We start from the raw sequence: 22,107 nt of genomic DNA on the forward strand, positions 1-22,107 counted from the left end.
GGGGCCGTTCACGCAGAGCCGGGTTCAGCGGGCGCAGCGCAGCCGGTCGAGGTCGATCGCGTCGGCGAGCGCCCGCATCCCCCGGTCGTCCGGGTGGAGATGGTCCCCGCTGTCGTAGGCGGGCCGCAGCCGCTCGGGGCGCCGGGGGTCGCGCAGGGCGCGGTCGAAGTCCGCCACCGCGTCGAAGCCGACGCCGGTGCGGACGCGGTCGTTGACCTCCCGGCGCACGGCCTCGGCGCCCGGGCTCCACTGCGGCCAGCCCCGAAACGGGGCGACGGTCGCGCCCATCACGCACCTGCCCGCCGCGTGCGCCCGCCGGACGATCTCCCGGTACCCGGCGACGAGTTCGGCGGCCGTGACCCCGGTACCCGCCTTGAGGTCGTTGACGCCCGCGAAGAGGATCACGGTACGCACGCCGGGCAGGTCCAGCGCGTCCCGGTCCAGACGCGCGAGGGCGCTGGGACCGCCGCCGCCGTCGGACAGGACCCGGTTGCCGGAGATCCCCTCACCGGCGACGCCCGCGAGCGGTGTACGGGCCAGGCGCCGCGCGAGCAGGTCGGGCCAGCGCCGGTCCCGGCCGGGGGTGGAGCCCCAGCCGTCGGTGATGGAGTCGCCGAGCACGGCGACCGCACCGGTGGCGGGCCGGTCGGGGCGTACGGCGACGGCATCGAGGTACCACCAGGAGTCCGTGGTGCGCGTCCAGGGGGCGGCGCCGTCGTCGGCGGTGTGGTCGCCCCGGGCGGTGTACGAGGTGCGCAGGGCCAGCGCGTGGCCGGTGGCGGGTCCTGTGGCGTCCGGGGTGTGCAGGCTGACGGCGAGCAGGGCCCCGGCGGGGACACGGCCGCGCAGCGGGTCGCTCCAGACGACGGCGCCCCGGGGGATCGTGACGGACGCACGGCCGTGGAAGGCGAGCGGCCGGTTGTCGCGCACGGCCGCGCCCCGCTCACTCAGGCCCGCGCGGACGGCGTTCACGCGCAGCGGGCGGTCCCCGAAGGCGTTGGAGAGGCGGACGCGCAGCTCGCTGCCGCCGACGCTGGTGCGTACGAGGAGACGGTAGCTGCGGTCGGCGCCGCCGTGCCCGAGGCGTTCGGCGCCCGCGGCCCAGGTGACGACGCCGAGGGCGTGGGCGGTGTCCCCGCTGGGACGGGCGGCGGCCTGGAGGATCGGGGCCTGTACGGCGAGGGCGGCCAGCAGGACGGCGGCGCTGCGGCAGGCGCGGCCCAGGCGGCCGGTCACCGGGCCCGCTCCCGGGCAGCGGCCGGTGCGCCGAACTCCCGGACCGGCCGGGACGCTTCCGCGTACCCCACGCCAGTCATCGTCCCACCGGAAAGCGGGCGCGCGCATGTCGGTGGGCCGCGCGGCCGGGCGCCGGACGTGCGGATGCCCCGCGCGGGGCGGGGCATCCGGGGGTCCTGCGGGGCGGTCGTACGGCGGCGTACGACCGCCGTGTCTCAGGAGGTGGGGGTGTTGGCCTCGGTGACGTTGACCGCCGCCCACGCCCGGTTCACGGCCTTGTACTCGGTGCTGCTCGCGCCGTACAGGTCCTTGGCCGCCTTCAGCGTCGCGACGCGCGCGTCGTGGAAGTCGGTGGAGGAGACCATGTAGCGGGTCAGGGCGCGGTAGAAGACGGCGGTGGCCTTGGTGCGGCCGATGCCCTTGACGGAAGCGCCGTCGTAGGTCGGGGAGTTGTAGGCGACTCCCTTGATCGTCTTCTTGCCGCTGCCCTCCGCGAGGAGGTAGTAGGCGTGCGAGGAGACGCCGGAACCGGCGTGCACCTCGGTGGAGTAGACCTCGGGCGACCAGTAGTCGACGGTCTGCTCCAGCTTGTCCAGCGACGGGTGGTCCAGGCGGCGCAGGAACTTCTGCTTGAGGCCCAGCTTCTCGCCGATGAGGTAGTTCGGCGGGTTCTTGGCGTTGTTCGCGTAGAACTCGACGTTGGAGCCGAAGATATCGGCCAGCGACTCGTTGAGGGAGCCGGGTTCGCCGTACTGGTTGCCGTTGCGGTCGACGAAGGTCGGCTCCAGCTTGGCCGTGGCGTCGACGACGCCGTGGGTCAGCTCGTGGCCGGTGACGTCGAGCACGACGAGCGGCTTCTTGATCATGTCGCCGTCGCCGTCGCCGTACAGCATGCAGCCGCACGCGGAGTCCCAGAAGGCGTTGGCGACCGAGCGGCCCCAGTGGACCATCGCGCGGGCGGGCTTGCTGTCCCCGGCTATGCCCTTGCGGTTGAAGGTCGTGCGGTAGAAGTCCAGCGTCTTGGAGATGCCGTACTGGGCGTCGGCGGCGGCGCTGTTGCGGCTCGTCGTCTTGCCGTTGCCCCACACGTTGCTGGTGCCGGTGATCTTGGTGCCGGAGCCGAAGGTCTCCGACATGCGGTTCTTGGCGTCGCGGGTCTCGGTGCCGTACCGGCTCGGGTCCTTGAGCTGGAAGTGTCCCTTCGAGGTCTGCGTGGTCGTCAGGCCGACGCTGCCCACGAAGAGGGTCTTGCCGGTGCCGTGCGCGGTGGCCGGGTACTTCGCGGCGGCCACCCCGGCGACGAGCGGGCTCGCCGCGGCGGCGGTGCCGGTGCCGGTGGGCGGGGCGATGGTCTCGCCGTGGCTGCGCATGGCCTTGACCAGCTTGGGCGAGATGAACTCGTCGGCGTCGGGGGTGTCGCTGCGCACGGTGCCGGTGAGGGCGTCCACGACGACCGTGTGGGAACCACCGTCATCGTCGAGGGTGCTGCCGGTCACGGTCACCTGGTAGGCGAGGTGGGCGGAGCCGCCGCGGGCGTCCACCACCAGCTGCGGGGTGCCCGCCTGGCCACCGGCGGCCTGGGCGGCGGCGCTCGCCGCCTGGGCCGGGGTCACCTCGGCGTCGGTGGTGGCGGGGCGGACCGCGTGGTCGGCGGCGCGGGTGACGCCCGCGTAGCCGAGCTGCCGGTCGAGGTGGACGACGAGGTCGCCGCCGAGGACCGGGAGTCCGTCGTGGGTGCGCGTGAAGCGCACGTGACGACCGCCCTCGGGGTCGAACATGACGTCCTGCGGGTCGAGTTCGTCGCCGGTGGCGACGCCGGTCTCGGCCGCGTGGGCGAAGGCCGCGGCGCTCGCGGCATGGACCACCGGGGCGGTGCGCGCGGTACTGAGGACGGACCGTACGTCCACCGGGTCGGGGCCCGCGAGGGCCGTGCCGGCCAGGCCGGTGGCGGCCGTCGTCACCGCGACGGCGACGGCCACGCTGCGTATGTGCGGTCTGCGCACGAGGAAGGGTTCCTTCGTCCGAAGGCGGCCGGACCTGCCAACCGCCTTGTGACATGGCACTGTTGAGCACCAGGAGGCCCAGGTCGGGCCTGGGGTTCACCCTTCCGGATGAGTCATGGTCACGTAAACACGGAATGATCCATTTCGCGGTTCCCTATGACAATCCTTTGCGAATATACGTCACAGAGTGATCAGTGATTGACCATGTGTGTGTCGGAGCGCGGGATTCCGGCGCAATCCCCTAGGTTCCAGGCCGGAATGTGACCGATGTCGCATCAACAACCGCGTGGACGAGGAGTGGGAACCGGATGGTCTCAGCAACGGTGGGCAGGGGTGCGGTACTCGGAGCGGTCGCGCTGTCTCTCCTCGCGGTCCCGGCGTGGGCGGCGGGCGAGGCACCGGGCCGCGCGGCGGCGCTCCCGGCACCCGACACGGTCGGCGTCGACAAGGTGCTGCGCACCGCGCGGGAGCAGGGCGCGCCGGGCGCCGCCGCCCGGATCGACGACCACGGCAGGACGTATCTCATCAGCCGGGGCCTCGCGGACCGGGGCACGAAGCGGCCCATGAGCACCGGGGACCGCTTCCGGATCGGCAGCGTCACCAAGACCTTCTCGACGGTCGTCCTGCTGCAACTGGCCGACGAGCACAAGCTCGACCTGGACTCCCCGGTGAACCACTATCTGCCCGGGCTGCTCCCGGACGACCGGATCACGGTCCGCCATCTGCTGAACCACCGCAGCGGTCTGTACGACTTCAGCAACGACATGTTCGCCCAGAGCGTCTCCGGCTTCGAGAGCGTGCGCGACAAGGTCTTCACCTACCGCCAGTTGGTCGCGCTCTCCCTGAAGAAGCCGCGCACCAACGCCCCCGGCGCGGCCTACTCCTACTCCAACACCAACTTCGTGGTGGCGGGCCTGCTCATCGAGAAGCTGACCGGGCACTCCGTGAGGACCGAGTACCAAAGCCGCGTCATCAAGCCGCTGAAGCTGGCCGACACCTTCTACGTCCACCCCGACACCAAGATCCCCGGCCGGTACGCGCGCGGCTATCTCACCCCCGACAAGGCCGGTGCCGCACTGGTCGACGCGACCGACCAGACCGTGTCCTGGGCGCAGAGCGCGGGCGCGATCATCTCCACCGCCAAGGACCTCAACACCTTCTACTCCGCGCTGGTGGGCGGGCGGCTGCTCTCCTCCGCGCGCCTCGCCGAGATGGAGCGCTTCACCAAGGTCAACAGCACCACGGCCTACGGCCTCGGACTGCGACGCCGCGACCTGTCCTGCGGAATCTCGGTCTACGGCCACACGGGTGCCGTACAGGGCTACTACACCTACGCGTTCACCAGCAAGGACGGTGGCCGCAGCCTGACCGCGCTGGTCAACACCTCCAACAACGGCAAGGTCCTGGACACGCTCGCGGGCACCCTGGAGTCGGCGTTCTGCGGCAAGCCGGCCAAGTCGGCGCGGCGCGGCGCGATGCTGCACGAGCGCGAGGGGGACCTGCGGCAGTAGGCAGTAGCAGCAGCGCCCGGGAGCCGGGGCGCGATCCGCGATCTTGTCGGAACGCGCCCCTCCGGGACACGATGCCCCGCATGAAGGGTGATCTGTTTTCCAGCGAGCACATGGTGCGCCCGGCCGTGGAGCCGGGCCTGACCGTCGAGAACGCCAAGTGTCTGAAGTACACCGTGAACGGCGAGATGCTGGCCCGGCAGGGCGCGATGGTCGCGCACCGGGGCGAGCTGAAGTTCGAGCACAAGGGCCAGGGCATCGGCGGCATGATCAAGCGCGCCGTCACCGGTGAGGGGCTGCCGCTGATGGCGGTGCGCGGCCGGGGCGACGCGTGGTTCGCGCACGAGGCGCAGAACTGCTTCGTCGTCGAGGTAGAGCCGGGCGACCGGTTCACCGTCAACGGCCGCAACGTCCTGTGCTTCGACGCCACGCTCTCCTACGAGATAAAGACCGTGAAGGGCTCCGGCATCGCGGGCGGCGGCCTGTTCAACAGCGTGTTCAGCGGGCACGGCCGCCTCGGCCTGGTCTGCGAGGGCAACCCGCTGGTGATCCCGGTGTCCCCGGAGAACCCGGTGTACGTCGACACGGACGCCGTGGTCGGCTGGACGGCCGGGCTCGACACCTCGCTGCACCGCTCCCAGTCCTTCGGCTCGATGCTGCGCGGCGGCTCGGGCGAGGCCGTGCAGCTGATGCTCCGGGGCCACGGCGTCGTGGTGGTCCGGCCGAGCGAGGCCACACCGCAGAAGCCCCAGCAGCACTGACCGGACGTCAATTGTGGCCGGAACACGATCGGTTTGAACATTTCACCGTGACCTTCGCGTAACCCAGGGAGACAACGGCAGGGTTACAGCGAGGGATGGCCATGGCCGAGGCGTACGTCGTCGCAGATGAACTGGTCGCCGGGCGGTTCCGGCTCCTTGAGGTCTTCGCCCGGGAGACCGGCCGTGAGTGGTGGCGGGCCGAGGACGTACGGGAGAACCGGGCCTGCCTGGTGACCCGGACTGCGCTGCCGTCCACGGCCGACCAGGACACCCTGCGCCGGACCAGGTCCCGGGTGGTGCGCACCTCCGAGACCATGCGGCTGCTCTGCCCGGGCGGTGCCGCCGCGGTGATCGACGCGGTCGTGGAGCCGGGCACCCTGTGGACGGCGGCCCAGTGGATCGACGGCACGCCGCTCACCCGGCTCCTGGAGGAGGAGGGCCCGTTCGACCCGGTACGGGCGGCCGGAATCGGCCTCGAAGTGCTGGACGTGCTGCGCACCGCGCACGAAGAGGGCATCACCCACGGCGAGTTGAGCCCCGGCCAGATCTTCGTACGGGACGGCGGCACGGTCGTGATCGCGGGCTTCGGCCTCGCGGGCACCACCCTGGCGCCGAGGGTCGCCGCGCCGTCGTACGCCTCGCCGGAGCAGGCCCGCGACGAACGGATCGGCCCCGCCGCCGACTTGTGGGCGCTCGGCGCGATCCTCTACACGATGACCGAGGGACGGCCGCCGTTCCGCGACCGGGGCCGCACCGAGGCCACCTTGCGGGCCGTGGCCCGGCTGCCGCTGCGCGCCCCGCTGCGCACGGGCCCGCTCACCCGGACCGTGGAGGGGCTGCTGCGCAAGAACTCCCGTGAGCGGCTGAGCCGTCCGGTGGTGCGCGCGTCGCTGGTGCGGGTGCTGGAGGAGGACGCGGGGGCGTACGGCGCTGTCGCGGACGCCCCCGCCTCGGAGGCCGCGTCGGAGGCGGCCCCGCCGGGCGGGAGTCCGCTGCGGAGCAGACGGGCCCTGGCGGCGGGGGTGTGCCTGGCCGTCGTCGCCGTGGCGGCGGCCGTGCTGGCTGTGACGCACCAGTCGTCGGAGGAGGATGCGGGGGCGCTGCCGAGCGGGGCGACCGCGTCGGCGGGTGCGGGTGCGGGTCCGTCGGCCGGGCTGAGCCCCGGAACCGGCCAGGGCACCGCGACCGCCACCGCCCCGAGCCGCAGCGCGGCCCCCGGCAACGGCACCACCGCCGCCCCGACCTCGGACCGCACCCGGAGTCAGTCCGCCCCCGCACCCGGCACCTCCGCCGCCCTCCCTGCCGGATTCCGCACGTACACCGCCCCGGAAGGCTTCTCCCTCGCGCTACCCGAGGACTGGAAGCGTGAGGGGATCAGGTCCGGCGCCGCCAACTCCTACCGGATCACCTTCGGCCCCGGCGGCGCCTCCTCCCCTACCCTCGCCGTCACCTACAGCGAACGCGTGGGCTCCGACCCGGTGGCCGTCTGGCGTGACGACGTCGAGCCCGGCCTCGCCCGGGAGGACGGCTACCAGCGCGTCGGCGAGATCGAGGCCACCGAGCAACAGGGGCGCCCCGCCGCCGACATGGAGTGGCTGTCCGGCACCGGGCAGGCGCGGACGCACACCTTCGGGCGCGGCTTCCTGCTCGGCGGCGGCCGGGGCTACTCGCTGCGCTTCACCACCCCGGCCGCCGAGTGGGACGACCCGGCGAACGAGGCCGTGCTGCGCACCGCGCTGCGTACCTTCCGCGCCTGAGTAGGCGTACTCATGACCGGTGCCGCCCGGCGGAGCCACCATGGGGGCTTCCCGACCCCCGCCTGGAGGCCGCCATGACCGCCGCGCATACCGTCCCGCGCACCGTGCACCGCCAGGTGCCGCCCCTGCTGTTCGCGGGCGTCGCCGTGCTGGGACTCGCCGTCTCCGCGATCGACGTGCACGACCGTACGACCTGGTTCCTGGAGACCTTCTGGGTGCTGATCGGGCTGCCCCTGGTGCTGCTCACCTGGCGGCGCTTCCCGCTGACCGGCCTGCTGTGCGGCCTCCTCGCCGTGCACGCCCTGGTGTTGTCGGTCGGCGGCCACTACACCTACGCCGAGGTGCCCGCGGGCGACTGGGTGCGGGACACCTTCGGCCTCAGCCGCAACCCGTACGACCGCTTCGGGCATCTGATGCAGGGCTTCGTCCCGGCGATCCTGGTCCGCGAACTCCTCAGCCGTACCTCCCCGTTGCGCGGCAGCCGCTGGCTGGCCCCGCTCACCGTCTGCGCCTGCCTCGCCTTCAGCGCCTGCTTCGAACTCCTCGAGTGGGCCGCCGCCGAGATCGGCGGCCACGGCGCCGACGCCTTCCTGGCCACCCAGGGCGATGTCTGGGACACCCAGTGGGACATGTTCTGCGCCCTGATCGGAGCCGTGCTGTCCCTCCTGCTGCTCAGCAGGGTCCATGACCGGCAGCTCGCGGCGCTGGAGACCCGCGACCGGTGATCCTTCCCGGGCGACGGGGCTCAGGCGGCGGCGCGTTCGGCGAGGGGGCGGCGGCGCAGGGAGGTGTCGGTCAGGGAGCGCGGGGGCATGGAGGCGGCGGGGTTGTAGAGGTTCACTCCCGGGCGCACGATCTCGTCGATGCGGTCGAGCGTCGCGTCGTCCAGGGTGAGCGCGGCTCCCTTGAGCAGCGCCTCCAGTTGTTCCATGGTGCGCGGGCCGATGATCGCCGAGGTGACGGCGGGGTGGGCCACGGTGAAGGCCACGGCGAGTTCCGGCAAGGTGCAGCCGATGCTGTCGGCGAGTTCGACCAGCTGCTCGACGGCATCCAGCTTGGCGGCGTTCTCGGCGAGCGCGGGATCGAAGAAGCCGGGACGGAGCGCGGCCCGGCCGGACTCCATGTCGACGGGCCTCCCCCTACGGATCTTCCCGCTGAGGAAGCCGAAGGCGAGCGGGCTCCAGACCAGGACTCCCATGCCGTAGCGCTCGGCGACGGGCAGCAGCGAGGTCTCGATCCCACGGGCCAGGATCGAGTAGGGCGGCTGGGCCGTGCGGAAGCGGCCGAGAGCGCGCCGCTCGGAGACGTGGTGGGCCTCGACGATCTCCTCCGGCTGGAAGTTCGAGCAGCCGAAGGCGCGTATCTTCCCCTGGGTCACGAGGTCGGTCAGGACCGACAGTGTCTCCTCGATGTCCGTGGTGTGGTCCGGGAAGTGGATCTGGTAGAGGTCGATCCAGTCGGTGTCCAGGCGCCGGAGGCTGTCCTCGACCGCGGTGAGGATCCAACGCCGTGAGTTTCCGCCCCGGTTGGGGCCCTCGCCCATCGGGAAGTGGACCTTGGTGGCGAGCACGACATCGTCACGGCGCCCGCGCAGCGCCTTGCCCACGATCTCCTCGGACTCGCCCCGGCCGTACATGTCGGCGGTGTCGAGGAAGTTGACGCCCTGGTCGAGAGCGGCGTGGATGATGCGGACACAGTCGTCGTGGTCGGAGTTGCAGCCGTCCTGGAACATCATGGTGCCGAGGCAGTGGGTGCTGACCTCGATGCCGGTCCTGCCAAGGGTGCGATAGCGCATGGCGAAGCTTCCTCACGGGGGCGGCCGATGACGCGGAGCGACAGGGCGTCGACCGCCCGACGGACTCTAGTAATTGGAGTCCTCTCGAGGTCAACCCTTGTGCCGTACCCACAGCGGGAGGCCGTACCAGCACGTCAGGTACCAGACGACGACGGCCGCGACCAGCCAGGGGACGTAGTCGTCGTGGGTGGCGACGCGGAGGATCAGGAGGAGGGAGGAGGCCATGGTGGCAAGGAGGAGGATCAGGCCGACGAAGGTGAGAAGGCCGGCCAGGCGGACCGCACGGGGTTTGACGCGGCGTCCGGAGACCAGGCGGTGCAGGGAGACCGGGCCGATGAGGGCACCGGTGGCGCAGGCACCGAGCACGACCGTCACGATGTAGATGATCTGGTCGGTGCGGGCCAGTTCACCGTACTTGGGCTGGAAGACGACGGTGAGCAGGAAGCCGAAGAGGATCTGGACGCCGGTCTGGGCGACCCGGACCTCCTGGATGAGTTCGCCCCAGCGCCGGTCGGCCCGCTCTTCCTCGGTCTCGCTACGGCCTCTGCGCGTTCCCTCCTCGGTCATGCGGTGCAGTTAACCGCCCGCGCGTTTCTTCAAACCGGCCCGGCGTCCCCCGACGGGAGCTACTGGAAGTAGTGCCCCTCCTCCAGGTCGGCCAGCAGCCCGGTCTCCGTCGGCTCCCAGCCGAGCAGTTCGCGGGTGAGCGTGCTCGACGTGGGGTTGTCGACCCCGGTGAAGCGGCCCACGAAGCCGTAGCGGGCCTCGGCCTCCTCGCTCGTCAGACTGATCACGGGGACGTCCAGGTGACGGCCGATGACCTCGGCGATCTCCCGGAACGGCACGCCCTCCTCGGCGGCGGCGTGCAGCCGCTGTCCGGCGGGTGCCTTCTCCAGGGCGAGCCGGAACAGCCGGGCGGCGTCGAGCCGGTGGACGGCGGGCCAGCGGTTGGCGCCGTCCCCGACGTAGGCGGCGACGCCCTTCTCGCGGGCGACGTCGATGAGACGGGGGACGAAGCCGTGGTCGCCGCGTCCGTGGACGGTGGGCGCGAGCCGGACCACCGAGGAGCGCACACCGTCCGCGGCCAGTGCCGTCGTGGCCTCCTCGGAGGCGGTGCGGTGGGTGCCGGGGGCGGGGGCGTCGGCCTCGGTGATCAGACGGCCGGTCGGGCCGATCGCGGTGCCGGAGGTGACGACCAGCGGCCGGTCCGAACCGGCGAGCGCGGCGCCCATGGCCCGGATGGCGGTCAGGTCGGTCTCGCCCGCCGCGCGGACGTCGGCGAAGTCGTGGACGAAGGCCAGGTGGATCACGCCGTCGGCGCCGCCTGCGACGCGGGCCAGGTCCTCGGGGTCCGCCAGGCTGCCCCGGTGCACCTCGGCGCCCGCGGCCTTCAGCCGGGCGGCCCCCTCGTCGGACCGGGCGAGGCCGACGACCTCGTGCCCGGCGCCGATGAGTTCGGGTACGACGGCCGAGCCGATGAATCCGGTGGCCCCGGTGACGAAAACACGCATGTCGTGGTTCTCCTCGGATGGTGGGACTCCCTGCCGCGAAACGTGCCCGGGAGTGCTTCCATCCTTGGCCGGACGGTGTGCCCGCGTCCAAAGCTTGTTCCGCATCGGGCAATACGATTCGGGCATCACCGCAGCTCAAATGGCATGCATGACAGAGAGCCGTACGCTGGGGTCATGTCCGACTCCCCCGCCGACGCGGATCTCGACCTCAGGCTGGTGCGGTACTTCACGGTCGTCGCCGAGCACCGCCACTTCGGGCGCGCGGCCACCGCGCTGCACATCACCCAGCCGTCCCTGAGCCGTCAAGTACGGCGGCTGGAGCGGGAACTGGGTGCGCGCCTGCTGGACCGCACCCCGCAGGGCACGCGGCTGACCGAGGCGGGCGAGGTGTTCCTGCCGCGCGCGAGGTCGCTGCTGCGGGCGGCCGGGCAGGCGGTCGCCGCCGCGCGGGCCGCCGCCGAGCCCAGCCGGATCACCGTCGGCTACACCACCGGGCTGATCGTCACCCCGGCCGTGGCCGAGCTGCGCCGCCGGTTCCCGGACGCGGACGTGCGCACGACGCACCTGCCCTGGCAGGAGGCGCGCAAGGCGCTGACCGAGCACCGGGTGGACGCGCTGGTCACCCGGCTGCCGTTCGTCACCGAGGGCCTGCGGGTGACCGTGCTCTACGACGAGCCGCGCGTGGTGGTCCTGCCGCTGGACCACCGGCTGGCGGGCAAGGAGTCGGTCACCCTGGACGACATCGCGGACGAGCCGCTGCCCCGCGTCCCGGACCGGCTGTGGGACGCGTTCTGGCGCATCGACCCACGCCCGGACGGGCGGCCCGCGCCGGACGGCCCGCTCATCGAGAACATCGAGGACAAGTTCGAGCTGGTGGCCTCCGGGCAGTCGCTCGCGCTCGCGGCGGGCGTGCCCGGGCTGCGCCCGCCGCGCCCGGATCTGACCACGGTGCCACTGCACGGGGTCGAGCCGTGCCATGTGGCCGTGGCGACCCGGGCCGGGGACACCGGACGGCTGGTGACGGAGTTCCGCAAGTGCGCCGAGGCGCTGCTCACCGGCCCCGGGGTCACCGAGTGAGTCAGGCGCCGGGGGTGAGCGCGCCCGGGGTCAACTGGGCCTGGACGAGCGGCCCGTAGCGGTCGGCCACCGCGTCGGCGTCCGCCTCCCGCAGCCCAGGGCCGCGCGCGATGCCGTACATCACCCCGAGGCCGACGACGGCCGCGACGGCGAGTTCGGCGCGCAGTCCCGCGTCGGGTCCGCTGAGCCGGGCGGCGAGGCGTTCGGTCACCTGGGCGCGGAAGTTGGCGCGCAGGATCTCGCCGTGGTCACCGTGCAGCGGGGCGAAGACGATGCGCAGCAGCGGGTCGGTGCCGCGTTCGCGCTGGCTGGCCAGGACGTGCCGGACCATGTGCCGGCCGAGGGCGGCGAGGGGCGCGTCGAGCAGGTCGTCCGCGTCGGTGTCGAAGGACATCACGCGGGCGAAGAGGGCGTCCTTGTTGCCGAAGTACTTCAGGACGAGCGGCGGGCTGACCCCGGCCCGTTCGGCGACGGCCTTCAGGGTGATGTCGCCGTGCGGGTGCCGGGCCAGCAGATGGCGGGCGGCCTTGAGGATGGCCGCCTTGGTCGCCTCGGCGTCCCGGCGCACGGTGCCCTGCCCGGCGGGCGGGGTGTCCGGGCTGCTCACGCGCCCTCCATGGCACCGGCGCGGGCCTTGCGGGTACGGCCCCACGCGCGCCGGGTGCCGCCGCCGTCCCCCTCGCCGGTGGAGTCCCCCGGGATGGTCAGGGCGGCGGCGCAGGCGACCAGGGCGACGGCCCCGGCCATCCCGAAGGCCAGCAGATAGCCGTGCAGGGTGGGCACCGGGATGCCGCCGACGAGGCTGGTGTGGTGGACGAGCACGGCGGCGACGGCGGCGCTGGAGACGGCCTGGCCGATGGTCCGCATGAGCACGTTGACGCCGTTGGCGGAGGCGGTCGCGGCGGCCGGTACGGCGCGCAGGATCAGGGTGGGCAGCGCGGAGTAGGCGAGGGTGGTGCCGGTGGCGACCACGGTGGCGCCCAGGATGATCATCCACAGGTCGCGGCTGTCCACGATGCGCAGCGCGTAGCCGCAGGCGATGACGGCGGCGCCGAGCGCGAGCGTGATGCGCGGTCCGCGCCGGGCCGAGATGCGGGCGGACAGCGGCGAGAACAGCAGCATGGTGACGCCGCCGGGCAGCAGGCACAGCCCGGTGGCGACGATGGACAGGCCGAGGCCGTACCCGCTGGCTTTGGGCGCCTGCACGAGCTGGGCGGTGACGAGCGAGTTGGCGTAGAACGCGAAGCCGGTGAGCAGCGCCGCGATGTGCGAGAGGCCCACCCGGGGCCGGGTCACCAGGCGCAGGTCGACCAGCGGGCGCGGGGTCCGCAGTTGCTGGCGCCACCACAGGACGAGCACGACCACCGAGACGGCGAAGAGGCCGAGGACGCGCGGGCTGCCCCAGCCCCACTGGCCGCCCTGCGAGACGCCGAGCAGCAGACAGACCAGGGCGACGGCGAGACCGAGCGCGCCGACGACGTCGAAGCGGCCGGGCTCCCGCACCGGGGACTCCTTGACCGCCCACCAGGTGGCCGTGACGCCGAGCGCGCCGAGGGCGCTGGTCAGCCAGAACATGGTGTGCCAGTCGGCGTACTGCACGACCAGCGCGGCCAGCGGCAGCCCGAGGGCGGCGCCGATGCCGACGGTGGAGCTCATGAACGCGACGGCCGAGCCGCGCCGCTCGGGCGGGAGTTCGTCGCGCAGGATGCTGATCGACAGCGGGACGACGGAGGCGGCGGCGCCCTGGAGCGCGCGGGCCGCGATCAGCACGGCGATGTCCGAGGACAGCGCGCAGAGCACCGAGCCGACGGTCATCAGGAGGAGCGCGGAGGTGAGCACCCGGCGCTTGCCGTACATGTCACCGGCGCGGCCGAGCACGGGGGTCAGCACGGCGCCGGAGAGCAGGGTCGCGGTGACCATCCAGGAGACAGCGGCCGGGGACGACCCGGTGAGCCGGGGCAGGTCGGGCAGGAGCGGCACGACCACGGTCTGCATGACGGCCATGAGGATGCCGCCCGACGCCAGCACGGGGATGGTGAGGCGCTCCCGCAGCCGGGGCGGCGGCGCGAGGCTGCCGGGCGGCTCGGGTATGGGGGCGGACGACGCCATGGGCTCTCCTGCGGAATGTGCGTGACTGGTGAATGACTATTCACCCTATCCAGTGAATGACCTTTCACCAACATTTACCCCCGCGTCCGAGCGGTGGTGGGCCTACTGGTCACGGTGGTGCGAGGGGCGTGGATGCGCGGCGCGGGCGGACGAGGAGCGGGCGTGCAGCGCGCGGGCCACCCGGGGGCCGAGGCCGCGCTTGAGCCTGCGCAGCGGCTCAAGACGCCCGGCCGCGCGGTCCAGGCCGTAGTAGAGCTGCGGCGGTACGTACGGCAGCAGCGGGGAGTGGCGCTGGCCGAGCAGGGCGAACATGCGGTGCGGGGGCAGGTCGATGTAGCGGGGCAGGTTCTCGTACCAGCGGGCGCTGTAGCGGGCGGCGCTCTGTGCGGACAGCAGGTCGGCGCGGCGCCGGGTCTCGTAGGCGGCCAGCGCCTCGGGCAGCGTGGCGTGGTCGCGGAGGGCGGCGGCCAGGCACATGGCGTCCTCCAGGGCGAGGGTGGTGCCCGCGCCGATGGAGTAGTGGGTGGTGTGGGCGGCGTCGCCGAGCAGGACGAGGTTGCCGTGGTGCCAGGTGCGGTGGGTGAGGGTGCGGAAGGTGGGCCAGGGGGCGGCGGCGCCCGGCCGGGACCGGGCGAGGAGGGGGTGGCCGTCGAGGATGTGCGCGAAGTGCTTCTCCAGCAGGGTCAGTTGCTCGCCCTCGTCGGCACGGTCCAGGCCGAGGCCGGTGTACGTCTGCGGGGAGCATTCGACGACGCAGGTGCTGTGGGTGGCGTCGTAGGGGTAGCCGTAGGCCCAGATCCAGCCGTGCGCGGTCTCGGCGAAGGCGAAGGTGAAGGCGTCGAAGACGCGGGTCGTGCCGAGCCAGAGGTAGTGGTTGCGGCCGTGGGTGGTGTGGGTGCCGAAGGCGTCGGCGTACCGGGTGCGCAGGGCGCTGCCGATGCCGTCGGCGGCCACCACCAGGTCGGCCCCGCCGGGGAGTTCGGTGATCTCGCTCTCGAACTCCAGCCGTACGCCCAGGTTTCGGGCGCGCGCGGCGAGCAGGTCGAGGAGGCGGTGGCGGCCGATGCCGAAGCCCCGGTCGCCGGGCTGCCGCGTGCTCAAGTCCCGTACGTGCGCGACGCCTTCGGTCCAGTGGACCGAGTTCTCCTCGACGGCGCGGGCCGACTCGGGGTCGTGGGCGCGGAGCCGGTCGAGCAGGCCCTGCCAGTAGGTGACGCCCCAGCCGTAGGTGGAGCCCTCGGGGGCGCGTTCGTGCACGGTGACGTCGTGGGACGGGTGCTGCCGCTTGAGCAGGATGGCGAGGTACAGGCCCGCGGGCCCGCCTCCGACGCAGACGACCTTCACGCACACACCTCTGGAAGTCACCGGACGTAGTCGATCGGGCTCGCAGGGTAGCAGCGAAGGGGCGGGCTCATGCCCGGCGACGGCGGCCGGTCGGTGCCGGGTGGGTGCCGGTCAGTCGGTGGCGGTCAGTCGGTGGCGGTCCGGCACTCCGGGTGGCCCCAGCCCGTCGCGTTCTTGGCGATGGGCTCACCGGCCGCGTAGGAGCGCCCGCACTGGCAGCGGCCGGGGAACTTGGCCTTGATGGTGCGCGCGGAGCCGCTGCCGCCGTTGGTACGGCGCGGTGCCTTGCGGCGGGCGGCGGCCGGGGCGGGGGTGTCGGGCGAGGGCGGCGGCTCCGGGGAGCCGAGCGCGCTGCCCGCGGCCTCCTGCACGACGGCGGCCTGGCTGGCGGCGCGGTCGGCGAAGTCGTTCAGCGGGTCGCCATCGACCTGGTGGGCGGGGACGTAACGGAAATCGACCGAGCGGCCGTCGAGGAGGGCGTCGATGCGGACGACCAGTTCCTGGTTGGCGACGGGCTTTCCGGCGGAGGTCTTCCAGCCGTTGCGCTTCCAGCCGGGCAGCCAGGTGGTGACGGCCTTCATCGCGTACTGGGAGTCCATCCGGATCTCCAGCGGCACATCCGGCTCGACGGCCGTCAACAGCCGCTCCAGGGCGGTGAGTTCCGCGACGTTGTTGGTGGTACGGCCGAGCGCCCCGGACTCCCAGCGGGCCGGGGTCCGCTCGTCGTCGCCGGAGACCACCCATGCCCATCCGGCCGGTCCGGGGTTTCCCTTCGAAGCCCCGTCGCACGCGGCCACCACACGTTCACGCATGTGCACGATCATGCCATGGCCGCGGCGGAGGACGGACCGGGCCTGGTCAGGCGTCCTTCAGCTCGGGCATCTCGCCCTCGGTGGTGGTGACGTCGATCACCGAGAAGTGGGCGCCCTGCGGGTCGGTGAGCGCGGCGAACCGGCCGAACGGGCTGCTCATCGGGCCGAAGCGGAGCACGGCCCCGCGCTCGGTGGCGCGGGCCACGGCGGCGTCGCAGTCGTCGACGGTGAAGTAGACGTTGATGTACGAGGGCACCTCGGGCGGGAAGTCCTCGGTCATCCGCATCCGGCCCAGGACGGGGTCGGCACCGAGGTCGAAGACGCGGAAGTCGACCGCGTCGTCCTCCATGTCCTTCGCGCGGTAGGGGAAGACAGCGGAGAAGAAGGCGTCGGACTTCTCGGGCTCACGGGTGAAGACCTCGGACCAGCAGTAGGCGCCGGGGGTCGCGACGGCCTCGAAGCCCTCGTGGGCGGCGCCCTGCCAGACGCCGAAGACGGCGCCGCTGGGCTCGCGGGCGAGCACCATCGTGCCGAAGTCACCGACCTGCATGGGCGGCATCAGCACGTCGCCGCCGTTCTCCCGGATCTTCTCGGCGGTCGCGGCGGCGTCCGGGGAGGCGAAGTAGAGGCACCACTGCGACTGGCCCTCCTGGCCCGGCATCGGGGGGACGACGGCGGCGACGGCCTTGCCGTCCGCGTACGCCTGTGTGTAGTTGCCGTACTGCGACGACGACTCGCCGAAGGTCCAGCCGAGGACGTCGCCGTAGAACCGCTTGGCGCCCTCCAGGTCGGTGAACATCGCGTCGGCCCAACAGGGCGTTCCTTCGGGTGGTACGGCCATGGTCGGGCCCTCTCGTTTCTGGCGTTTCGTCCCGGGACGTCACGCTAGCCGCGCACCGGTCGGCACGCGCGCCGAATTCGTTCGACACGGGGGAGGTCCGGCCCCTTGGATGGGCGGCGATGAGTACTCCGAAGATGCGTGTGGACGAGATCGACATCGACGCCCCGCTGGTACGGCGGCTGGTGGCCGGGCGGTTCCCCGACTGGGCGGGGCTGCCGGTGCGGCGGCTGGAGTCGTCCGGCACCGAGAACGCGATGTTCCGCCTGGGCCCGGACCTGGTGGTACGGCTCCCCCGGCATCCCGGCGCGGTGGCCGACGTGGCGCTCGAGCGGCGCTGGCTGCCCCGGCTCGGCCCCCTGCTGCCGGTGTCCGCACCTCAGCCGGTGGGCCTCGGGGAGCCCGACGAGCACTTTCCCTGGCCCTGGTCGGTCTACCACTGGCTGGAGGGCGGCAACCCGGTCGCGGGCGCCGTCGAACGACCCGGCCCGCTGGCCCGGGACCTGGGCCGGTTCGTGACCGCACTGCGCCGGGCCGGAACGGAGGACGCGCCTTGGGGATACCGAGGCGGCCCGCTCGCGAACCAGGACGCGGAGACCCGGTCGGCACTGGCGGAGCTGACCGGCCGGATCGACACGGAAACGGCGACCGCGCTCTGGGAACGGGCCCTGAAGGCTCCCGCCCACCCGGGCCCGCCGGTCTGGGCGCACGGCGACCTCTCCCCCGGCAACGTCCTGGTCGCCGACGGGCGGCTCGGCGCGGTCATCGACTTCGGCTGCGCGGGGGTGGGCGACCCGGCCGTGGACCTGATCGTGGCGTGGAACCTGCTGCCCGCTTCCGCCCGTGAGACCTTCCGGGAGACCGTGAGCGCCGACGACGCGGAGTGGGCTCGCGGACGCGGCTGGGCCCTCTCCATCGCCCTGGTCCAGTTGCCGTACTACTGGCAGACCAACCCGGTGCTGGCCGCGAACGCCCGCCATACGATCACCGAGATCCTGCGGGAGGGATGAGGACCGCGCGGCGCCGCGTCAGAGCAGACGCAGCGCCGCGTCCACGCTGTCGCCGCCGTGCGCGTTGAACGCGATGGCGGCCTGCGGTGCGTGACGGCGGATCAGATTCACGATCCGCTCGAAGAGCGGCAGCAGCGCCTCCGTCTTACGGATTCCGCCGCCGACGACGACCACGTCCCAGGGGCGCGCGTCCAGCGCCGTCGTCAGCGTCTCCTCGGCCGTCTCGTCGAAGACGACGAGCGTCATGAGCGCGCCGCCAAGCCGTCAGACGCGCCCCGCCCGCCGGACGGCCCGTCAGCCGCCCGTGTACGCCTGCTCCAGGGCAGCGATGTCCATCTTGCCCATGGTCATCATGGCGCGCATGGCGCGGTCGGACTTCGCCGCGTCCGGGTCCTTGATCATCTCCAGCAGGCGCTCGGGGACGACCTGCCAGGAGACGCCGAAGCGGTCCTTGAGCCAGCCGCACGGGCCGGGTTCGCCGCCGTCCTCGGTCAGCCGGGACCAGTAGTGGTCGACCTCCTTCTGGTCGGCACAGAGGATCTGGAACGAGATCGACTCGTTGAAGCGGAACTGGGGACCGCCGTCGAGGGCGACGAACCGCTGGCCGTTGGCCGTGAAGTCGACGGTCAGCACGGTGCCGGGCTCCCCCGGACTCGCCTCCCCGTGGCGGACGACGTCGCCGATGCGGGAGTCCTTGAACACGGAGACGTAGAAATGCGCGGCCTCCTCCGCCTGGCCGTCGAACCAGAGACACGTGATGAATCCGTCGGTGGTCATGAACGCCTCCCGGGCGTGGTGGGTGGTGCGTAGTGGTGTCGCGGTCGTGGATGTGGACCGGGACGGGCGCCGGAACTCATCGGTGGGGTGGTGAAAGCGGGAGGAGCAGGGGCGATTTCAGGCCACTGGGTGACCGGGTCGCATCCCTCACGGTAGGCCGCGCGAGGGCTGTCGCTTGGCCGACACGCAAGCCGGAAAACATCTCTCACCTGCGCTTTTCTATATCCAAGCCGCACGAATCGGCGATGCGGCCCGATCGACACACCCTCGGCCGAACGTCACCTTCACGCCACTGCTTCGCACCGCCCGCATGGGGTGCGTGACCCTGGGTACCCGCCCCGAGAGGAAGAGGAAACAGGAATAGGGCGCGGATTTCCGGGAATCCGGGGACCACGCAGCGTCTGCGGCCGAGCGCGCCATCGAGGCCACAGGGGCTGACACCGAAACCGTGACTCACGTGGGAGAGGTAATGGACACCGCCGCCGGCATCCGGTCGCACGCCGAGGTCGCCGAGAAGACCGCACAGGACACGACGGTCGAGGAGAGCCTTCCGGGAATCGCGGACCCCACGTCCGTGGCGCCCCGGGACGCGCGGGCACTGTCCCGCCAGTTCTTCCGCCGGCTGGCCGAGCTGGAGGAGGGCACCCACGAGTACCAGTACGCGCGCAACACCCTGATCGAGATGAACATGTCGCTGGTGCGGTTCGCGGCCGGACGCTTCCGGGGCCGTGGCGACGACATGGAGGACATCGTCCAGACCGGCATGATCGGTCTGATCAAGGCGATCGACCGGTTCGAGGTGTCGCGCGAGGTCGAGTTCACCTCCTTCGCGCTGCCGTACATCGTGGGCGAGATCAAGCGGTTCTTCCGGGACACCACCTGGGCGGTGCACGTCCCGCGTCGGCTCCAGGAGCTGCGTGTGGAGCTGGCCAAGGCCCGTGAGGAGCTGTCCAGCAGGCTCGACCGCGACCCGACGGTCGCCGAGCTGGCCACCCTGATGAACATCACCGAGGCCGAGGTCGTCGAGGGCCAGGTCGCCGCGAACGGCTACAACTCCTCGTCCCTGGACGCCGCGCTCACCGGTGACGGCCCCGAGGACGGCGAGGCCGTGCTCGCGGACTTCATCGGCGTGGAGGAGGAGGGGCTGCGGCTGGTCGAGGACTTCCACGCCCTCGCCCCGCTGATGGCCGACCTGAGCGAGCGCGACCGCCGGATCATCCACATGCGGTTCGTGGAGGAGGCCACCCAGGCGGAGATCGGTCAGCAGCTCGGCTGCTCCCAGATGCACGTCTCCCGCCTCATCAAGCGGATCATCTCGCGGCTGCGCCAGGGGATGCTCGGCGAACTCGGCTGCGCCTGAGTCCACGGCGACGGGCCCGGTCGTGCGAACACCGGGCCCGTTCTGCTGCTCCGACGGCTTCCCTTGCCTCTACGCGTGCCTCTACCGGCTTCCCTCGCGGAGACGAGGTGCGCGTGGTCAGGAGGCCAGCTCGACCCGGGCCCGGACCCGCTTGCCGACGGGCACGCGGTCCACGGTGATCTCGGTGGCGAGCGCGCTCACGATCTCCAGCCCGTGGCGGCCGACGCGCTGCGGGTCCTTGGGGAAGGCCCGGGGCAGCACGACGCTGCTGTCGTACACGACGACCGCGACCGTGCTGTCCGTCCCCTCCAGCTCCAGGATGTACGGCCCGTCGCTGTGCCGGTCGGCGTTGGTGACCAGCTCGCTCACGACGAGCAGCACCTCCCCCGCGGCGCGGCTGTCGACCATGGCGCACCACTCGTTGCGCAGCTGTTCCAGGAACTGGGCGGCGAAGGCCCGTGCCGCGGCGATGCATCCGGGTTCGCCGGTGTAGTGCGCCGCGCGTCGCAGCGGCTCCACGGGTACGTCGAAACCAGTCGGTATCACTGCCCCGCCCAGTTGTTCCGTCATGCCTGTCTCTCTCGAAGGGCCGGCCTTGTCGCCTGTCGCTCCTGTGCTCGTACCCCGAGCCGCGCCGGGCAGTCCACCGAGTCCGTTCGCCTCCGGCGCACAGCGGCTCGGACATCGGGTCATGGCCAGAATCCCACCGGTACGCGCGGGACAGCAGAGGCGTACGACCGCGTACGTGGGGCGCGTTGCGGGGCGCACGGGTCAGGCGACGGGGACGACCGGCACCACGAAGGCGGGCACGGTGCGCTGCATCCGCAGGGCATCGACCGACTCGGCGAGGAGTTCGTACTCCGTGGTGTCGTCGTGGGCGGCGATGCGCACCAGGCGCCCGGCCGCCAGCTCGTCGGCGACCTGCTCCTGCCGGATGTCGTCCGCGCACCAGGCGCGCAGCAGGGTGGGTACGTCGGCCACCGTGTCCGCGACGGGCACCAGCGCGCCGGGCGGGAACGCCGTGTTCTCCGGGGCCGGGTCGAGCCGCTCCGCCATCCACGAGGCGCGGTCCCGCAGCCACCACAGGGCGAGTGCGAGGGTGGGCGCACGGTAACTGCCGAGCGGTACGCCCACGCGCTGTCCGCCGCACGTCCCGTACGCGGTGACATGGCACAGGAATTCGTCGTGCACGCTCACTCCCCCGTTGCCTGGCCGATAGGGCGGTCGGACCCTCGCTTTCCGGTGCGGCTCATGTGCGGTGAGAAGTGCCCCTGGTATTCCGAGTATCGCCACGGGGGAAACGCTGTCACCACGTCTTTCCGGCCAGTCTCTTGGCATATGCGAAGCGGGGCCCTGTCCGAAAACACGAGGCAAGCCATGGCCACGCATTAGTCGTTGCGTGATCAACCGTTGCGTTTTACGGGCGGTGCGGAAAGCGGACACGATGTGAATATCAGGGAAGCCGTGTGAATATCGGGGGAGTCATGTGAATGCGGATTCCCGCCCGCGCGGGTGACCGGCCCGGCCGCAATCCTCTCCCGGCGGCGAATCCACCCATCGGATGAACGTGCCCGTCCGGCCGCATGTCCGGGGTCCGCCGGACGCAGTGTGTGGGTGCCGTCCCGACGACCGGGACGCCATCGAAGGAAAGGTCACGCACGTCATGCGCACTGAGGCCATCGACCGGGTCGCCCTCGTCTTCTCGCTCTTCGACGCCAACGGCAACGGTCGTCTGGACCCCGAGGACTTCGAGTTGATGACCACCCGGGTGATCGCGGCGGCCGAGGGGGCCGGTCCGGCCGCACGGGAGCGGATCGCGGTCGCGTTCCGGCGGTACTGGGAGACGCTGTCGGCCGAGCTGGACGCCGACGGCGACGGAAAGATCACGCCGGACGAATTCCAGGCGTGCGTCCTCGTTCCGGAGCGATTCGCCCCCACCGTGCGGGAGTTCGCGGAGAGTCTGGCCGCCCTGGGCGACCCGGACGGCGACGGTCTGATCGAACGCCCGCTGTTCCTCGGTCTGATGGACGCCATCGGTTTCCGGCGCGCCCACGTCGAAGCCCTCTTCGACGCCTTCGAACCGGATGCCTCGGACCGCATCACGGTGGAGAAGTGGATCGGCGGGATCGAGGACTTCTACGCGCCGGACAAGGCGGGCATTCCCGGGGACCGGCTGGTGGGGGCGGGCGGCTGAGCCCGTGAAGGCCGT

21 protein-coding genes and 1 pseudogene are annotated in these 22,107 nt (G+C 72.2%); 8 read left to right on the forward strand and 14 right to left on the reverse strand.

Features of this window, described 5'->3' with window-relative positions:
* Window positions 1-24 precede the first annotated feature (24 nt).
* Window positions 25-1,236 (reverse strand): GDSL-type esterase/lipase family protein, encoded by a 1,212-nt coding sequence (locus B079_RS0112050; RefSeq protein WP_018546056.1) that lies wholly within the window; start codon window positions 1,234-1,236, stop codon window positions 25-27.
* 215 nt (window positions 1,237-1,451) lie between these two features.
* Window positions 1,452-3,239, reverse strand: coding sequence for a M4 family metallopeptidase (locus B079_RS0112055; RefSeq protein WP_026248608.1), 1,788 nt, complete (start codon window positions 3,237-3,239; stop codon window positions 1,452-1,454).
* 308 nt (window positions 3,240-3,547) lie between these two features.
* On the opposite strand from B079_RS0112055, the gene B079_RS0112060 reads away from it, so the two are divergent.
* From B079_RS0112060 to B079_RS0112075, 4 genes are all read left to right on the forward strand, one after another.
* Complete coding sequence (locus B079_RS0112060) at window positions 3,548-4,750, forward strand: serine hydrolase domain-containing protein (protein WP_026248609.1); 1,203 nt, start codon at window positions 3,548-3,550, stop codon at window positions 4,748-4,750.
* Window positions 4,751-4,830: 80 nt separating this feature from the next.
* Window positions 4,831-5,508 carry an AIM24 family protein gene (locus B079_RS0112065; protein ID WP_026248610.1) on the forward strand — a complete coding sequence of 226 codons (678 nt, stop codon included), beginning with the start codon at window positions 4,831-4,833 and terminating at the stop codon, window positions 5,506-5,508.
* 95 nt (window positions 5,509-5,603) lie between these two features.
* Window positions 5,604-7,265, forward strand: a complete 1,662-nt coding sequence (locus B079_RS0112070) for a protein kinase domain-containing protein (RefSeq protein ID WP_018546060.1) — start codon at window positions 5,604-5,606, stop codon at window positions 7,263-7,265.
* 74 nt (window positions 7,266-7,339) lie between these two features.
* Window positions 7,340-7,990 carry a DUF2238 domain-containing protein gene (locus B079_RS0112075; RefSeq protein ID WP_018546061.1) on the forward strand — a complete coding sequence of 217 codons (651 nt, stop codon included), beginning with the start codon at window positions 7,340-7,342 and terminating at the stop codon, window positions 7,988-7,990.
* Window positions 7,991-8,010: 20 nt separating this feature from the next.
* Here B079_RS0112075 and B079_RS0112080 read toward each other — a convergent pair whose 3' ends face one another.
* From B079_RS0112080 to B079_RS0112090, 3 genes are all read right to left on the reverse strand, one after another.
* Window positions 8,011-9,060 (reverse strand): aldo/keto reductase, encoded by a 1,050-nt coding sequence (locus B079_RS0112080; RefSeq protein WP_018546062.1) that lies wholly within the window; start codon window positions 9,058-9,060, stop codon window positions 8,011-8,013.
* Window positions 9,061-9,150: 90 nt separating this feature from the next.
* A complete protein-coding gene (locus B079_RS0112085; RefSeq protein ID WP_018546063.1) occupies window positions 9,151-9,627 on the reverse strand; it encodes a DUF6328 family protein in 477 nt (158 codons plus the stop codon).
* Between the two features lie 59 nt (window positions 9,628-9,686).
* A complete protein-coding gene (locus B079_RS0112090; protein ID WP_018546064.1) occupies window positions 9,687-10,571 on the reverse strand; it encodes an SDR family oxidoreductase in 885 nt (294 codons plus the stop codon).
* Between the two features lie 174 nt (window positions 10,572-10,745).
* On the opposite strand from B079_RS0112090, the gene B079_RS0112095 reads away from it, so the two are divergent.
* Window positions 10,746-11,648 (forward strand): LysR family transcriptional regulator, encoded by a 903-nt coding sequence (locus B079_RS0112095; RefSeq protein ID WP_018546065.1) that lies wholly within the window; start codon window positions 10,746-10,748, stop codon window positions 11,646-11,648.
* A 1-nt stretch (window position 11,649) separates the two neighbouring features.
* Here B079_RS0112095 and B079_RS0112100 read toward each other — a convergent pair whose 3' ends face one another.
* From B079_RS0112100 to B079_RS0112120, 5 genes are all read right to left on the reverse strand, one after another.
* A complete protein-coding gene (locus B079_RS0112100) occupies window positions 11,650-12,255 on the reverse strand; it encodes a TetR family transcriptional regulator (RefSeq protein ID WP_018546066.1) in 606 nt (201 codons plus the stop codon).
* The gene (locus B079_RS0112105; RefSeq protein WP_018546067.1) at window positions 12,252-13,757 is read right to left on the reverse strand and encodes an MFS transporter; all 1,506 of its coding nucleotides are present in this window, start codon (window positions 13,755-13,757) and stop codon (window positions 12,252-12,254) included. Before B079_RS0112105 ends, B079_RS0112100 begins: the two co-directional genes overlap by 4 nt.
* Window positions 13,758-13,859: 102 nt before the next feature.
* Window positions 13,860-15,101, reverse strand: a complete 1,242-nt coding sequence (locus B079_RS0112110; RefSeq protein WP_018546068.1) for an FAD-dependent monooxygenase — start codon at window positions 15,099-15,101, stop codon at window positions 13,860-13,862.
* 125 nt (window positions 15,102-15,226) lie between these two features.
* Window positions 15,227-15,925, reverse strand: a complete 699-nt coding sequence (locus tag B079_RS0112115; protein WP_078495925.1) for a ribonuclease H family protein — start codon at window positions 15,923-15,925, stop codon at window positions 15,227-15,229.
* A 34-nt stretch (window positions 15,926-15,959) separates the two neighbouring features.
* Window positions 15,960-16,754, reverse strand: a complete 795-nt coding sequence (locus tag B079_RS0112120; RefSeq protein ID WP_026248613.1) for a VOC family protein — start codon at window positions 16,752-16,754, stop codon at window positions 15,960-15,962.
* A gap of 119 nt (window positions 16,755-16,873) precedes the next feature.
* Here B079_RS0112120 and B079_RS0112125 point away from each other — a divergent pair, with 119 nt between their 5' ends.
* A complete protein-coding gene (locus B079_RS0112125) occupies window positions 16,874-17,761 on the forward strand; it encodes an aminoglycoside phosphotransferase family protein (RefSeq protein ID WP_026248614.1) in 888 nt (295 codons plus the stop codon).
* An 18-nt stretch (window positions 17,762-17,779) separates the two neighbouring features.
* On the opposite strand, the pseudogene B079_RS31800 reads toward B079_RS0112125, so the two are convergent.
* Together B079_RS31800 and B079_RS0112135 are read right to left on the reverse strand one after the other, a co-directional pair.
* Window positions 17,780-18,013 (reverse strand): annotated as a pseudogene (locus tag B079_RS31800) (hypothetical protein); the annotation flags it as partial.
* Between the two features lie 42 nt (window positions 18,014-18,055).
* Window positions 18,056-18,538, reverse strand: coding sequence for a VOC family protein (locus B079_RS0112135; RefSeq protein WP_018546073.1), 483 nt, complete (start codon window positions 18,536-18,538; stop codon window positions 18,056-18,058).
* A 469-nt stretch (window positions 18,539-19,007) separates the two neighbouring features.
* Between B079_RS0112135 and B079_RS0112140 the strand changes: the two genes are divergently transcribed.
* Window positions 19,008-19,898: an RNA polymerase sigma factor SigF gene (locus tag B079_RS0112140; protein WP_018546074.1), complete on the forward strand. Its 891-nt coding sequence runs from the start codon at window positions 19,008-19,010 to the stop codon at window positions 19,896-19,898.
* Between the two features lie 117 nt (window positions 19,899-20,015).
* Here the strand turns inward: B079_RS0112140 and B079_RS0112145 are convergent, their stop codons facing one another.
* Together B079_RS0112145 and B079_RS0112150 are read right to left on the reverse strand one after the other, a co-directional pair.
* The gene (locus B079_RS0112145; protein WP_026248615.1) at window positions 20,016-20,468 is read right to left on the reverse strand and encodes an ATP-binding protein; all 453 of its coding nucleotides are present in this window, start codon (window positions 20,466-20,468) and stop codon (window positions 20,016-20,018) included.
* A 201-nt stretch (window positions 20,469-20,669) separates the two neighbouring features.
* Window positions 20,670-21,089, reverse strand: coding sequence for a hypothetical protein (locus B079_RS0112150; RefSeq protein ID WP_018546076.1), 420 nt, complete (start codon window positions 21,087-21,089; stop codon window positions 20,670-20,672).
* A gap of 472 nt (window positions 21,090-21,561) precedes the next feature.
* Between B079_RS0112150 and B079_RS0112155 the strand changes: the two genes are divergently transcribed.
* Window positions 21,562-22,092 (forward strand): EF-hand domain-containing protein, encoded by a 531-nt coding sequence (locus B079_RS0112155; RefSeq protein ID WP_018546077.1) that lies wholly within the window; start codon window positions 21,562-21,564, stop codon window positions 22,090-22,092.
* Window positions 22,093-22,107: the final 15 nt, after the last annotated feature.

It is taken from the genome of Streptomyces sp. LaPpAH-108 (assembly GCF_000373625.1).
Taxonomy (GTDB): Bacteria; Actinomycetota; Actinomycetes; order Streptomycetales; family Streptomycetaceae; genus Streptomyces.

Excerpts from the sequence above, each read along its gene's own strand:
- B079_RS0112060 (WP_026248609.1), top strand. The coding sequence starts at position 3,548 with ATGGTCTCAGCAACGGTGGGCAGGGGTGCGGTACTCGGAGCGGTCGCG.
- B079_RS0112065 (WP_026248610.1), top strand. The coding sequence starts at position 4,831 with ATGAAGGGTGATCTGTTTTCCAGCGAGCACATGGTGCGCCCGGCCGTG.
- B079_RS0112070 (WP_018546060.1), top strand. The coding sequence starts at position 5,604 with ATGGCCATGGCCGAGGCGTACGTCGTCGCAGATGAACTGGTCGCCGGG.
- B079_RS0112075 (WP_018546061.1), top strand. The coding sequence starts at position 7,340 with ATGACCGCCGCGCATACCGTCCCGCGCACCGTGCACCGCCAGGTGCCG.
- B079_RS0112080 (WP_018546062.1), bottom strand. The coding sequence starts at position 9,060 with ATGCGCTATCGCACCCTTGGCAGGACCGGCATCGAGGTCAGCACCCAC.
- B079_RS0112085 (WP_018546063.1), bottom strand. The coding sequence starts at position 9,627 with ATGACCGAGGAGGGAACGCGCAGAGGCCGTAGCGAGACCGAGGAAGAG.
- B079_RS0112090 (WP_018546064.1), bottom strand. The coding sequence starts at position 10,571 with ATGCGTGTTTTCGTCACCGGGGCCACCGGATTCATCGGCTCGGCCGTC.
- B079_RS0112095 (WP_018546065.1), top strand. The coding sequence starts at position 10,746 with ATGTCCGACTCCCCCGCCGACGCGGATCTCGACCTCAGGCTGGTGCGG.
- B079_RS0112105 (WP_018546067.1), bottom strand. The coding sequence starts at position 13,757 with ATGGCGTCGTCCGCCCCCATACCCGAGCCGCCCGGCAGCCTCGCGCCG.
- B079_RS0112115 (WP_078495925.1), bottom strand. The coding sequence starts at position 15,925 with ATGATCGTGCACATGCGTGAACGTGTGGTGGCCGCGTGCGACGGGGCT.
- B079_RS0112120 (WP_026248613.1), bottom strand. The coding sequence starts at position 16,754 with ATGGCCGTACCACCCGAAGGAACGCCCTGTTGGGCCGACGCGATGTTC.
- B079_RS0112125 (WP_026248614.1), top strand. The coding sequence starts at position 16,874 with ATGAGTACTCCGAAGATGCGTGTGGACGAGATCGACATCGACGCCCCG.
- B079_RS0112135 (WP_018546073.1), bottom strand. The coding sequence starts at position 18,538 with ATGACCACCGACGGATTCATCACGTGTCTCTGGTTCGACGGCCAGGCG.
- B079_RS0112140 (WP_018546074.1), top strand. The coding sequence starts at position 19,008 with ATGGACACCGCCGCCGGCATCCGGTCGCACGCCGAGGTCGCCGAGAAG.
- B079_RS0112145 (WP_026248615.1), bottom strand. The coding sequence starts at position 20,468 with ATGACGGAACAACTGGGCGGGGCAGTGATACCGACTGGTTTCGACGTA.
- B079_RS0112155 (WP_018546077.1), top strand. The coding sequence starts at position 21,562 with ATGCGCACTGAGGCCATCGACCGGGTCGCCCTCGTCTTCTCGCTCTTC.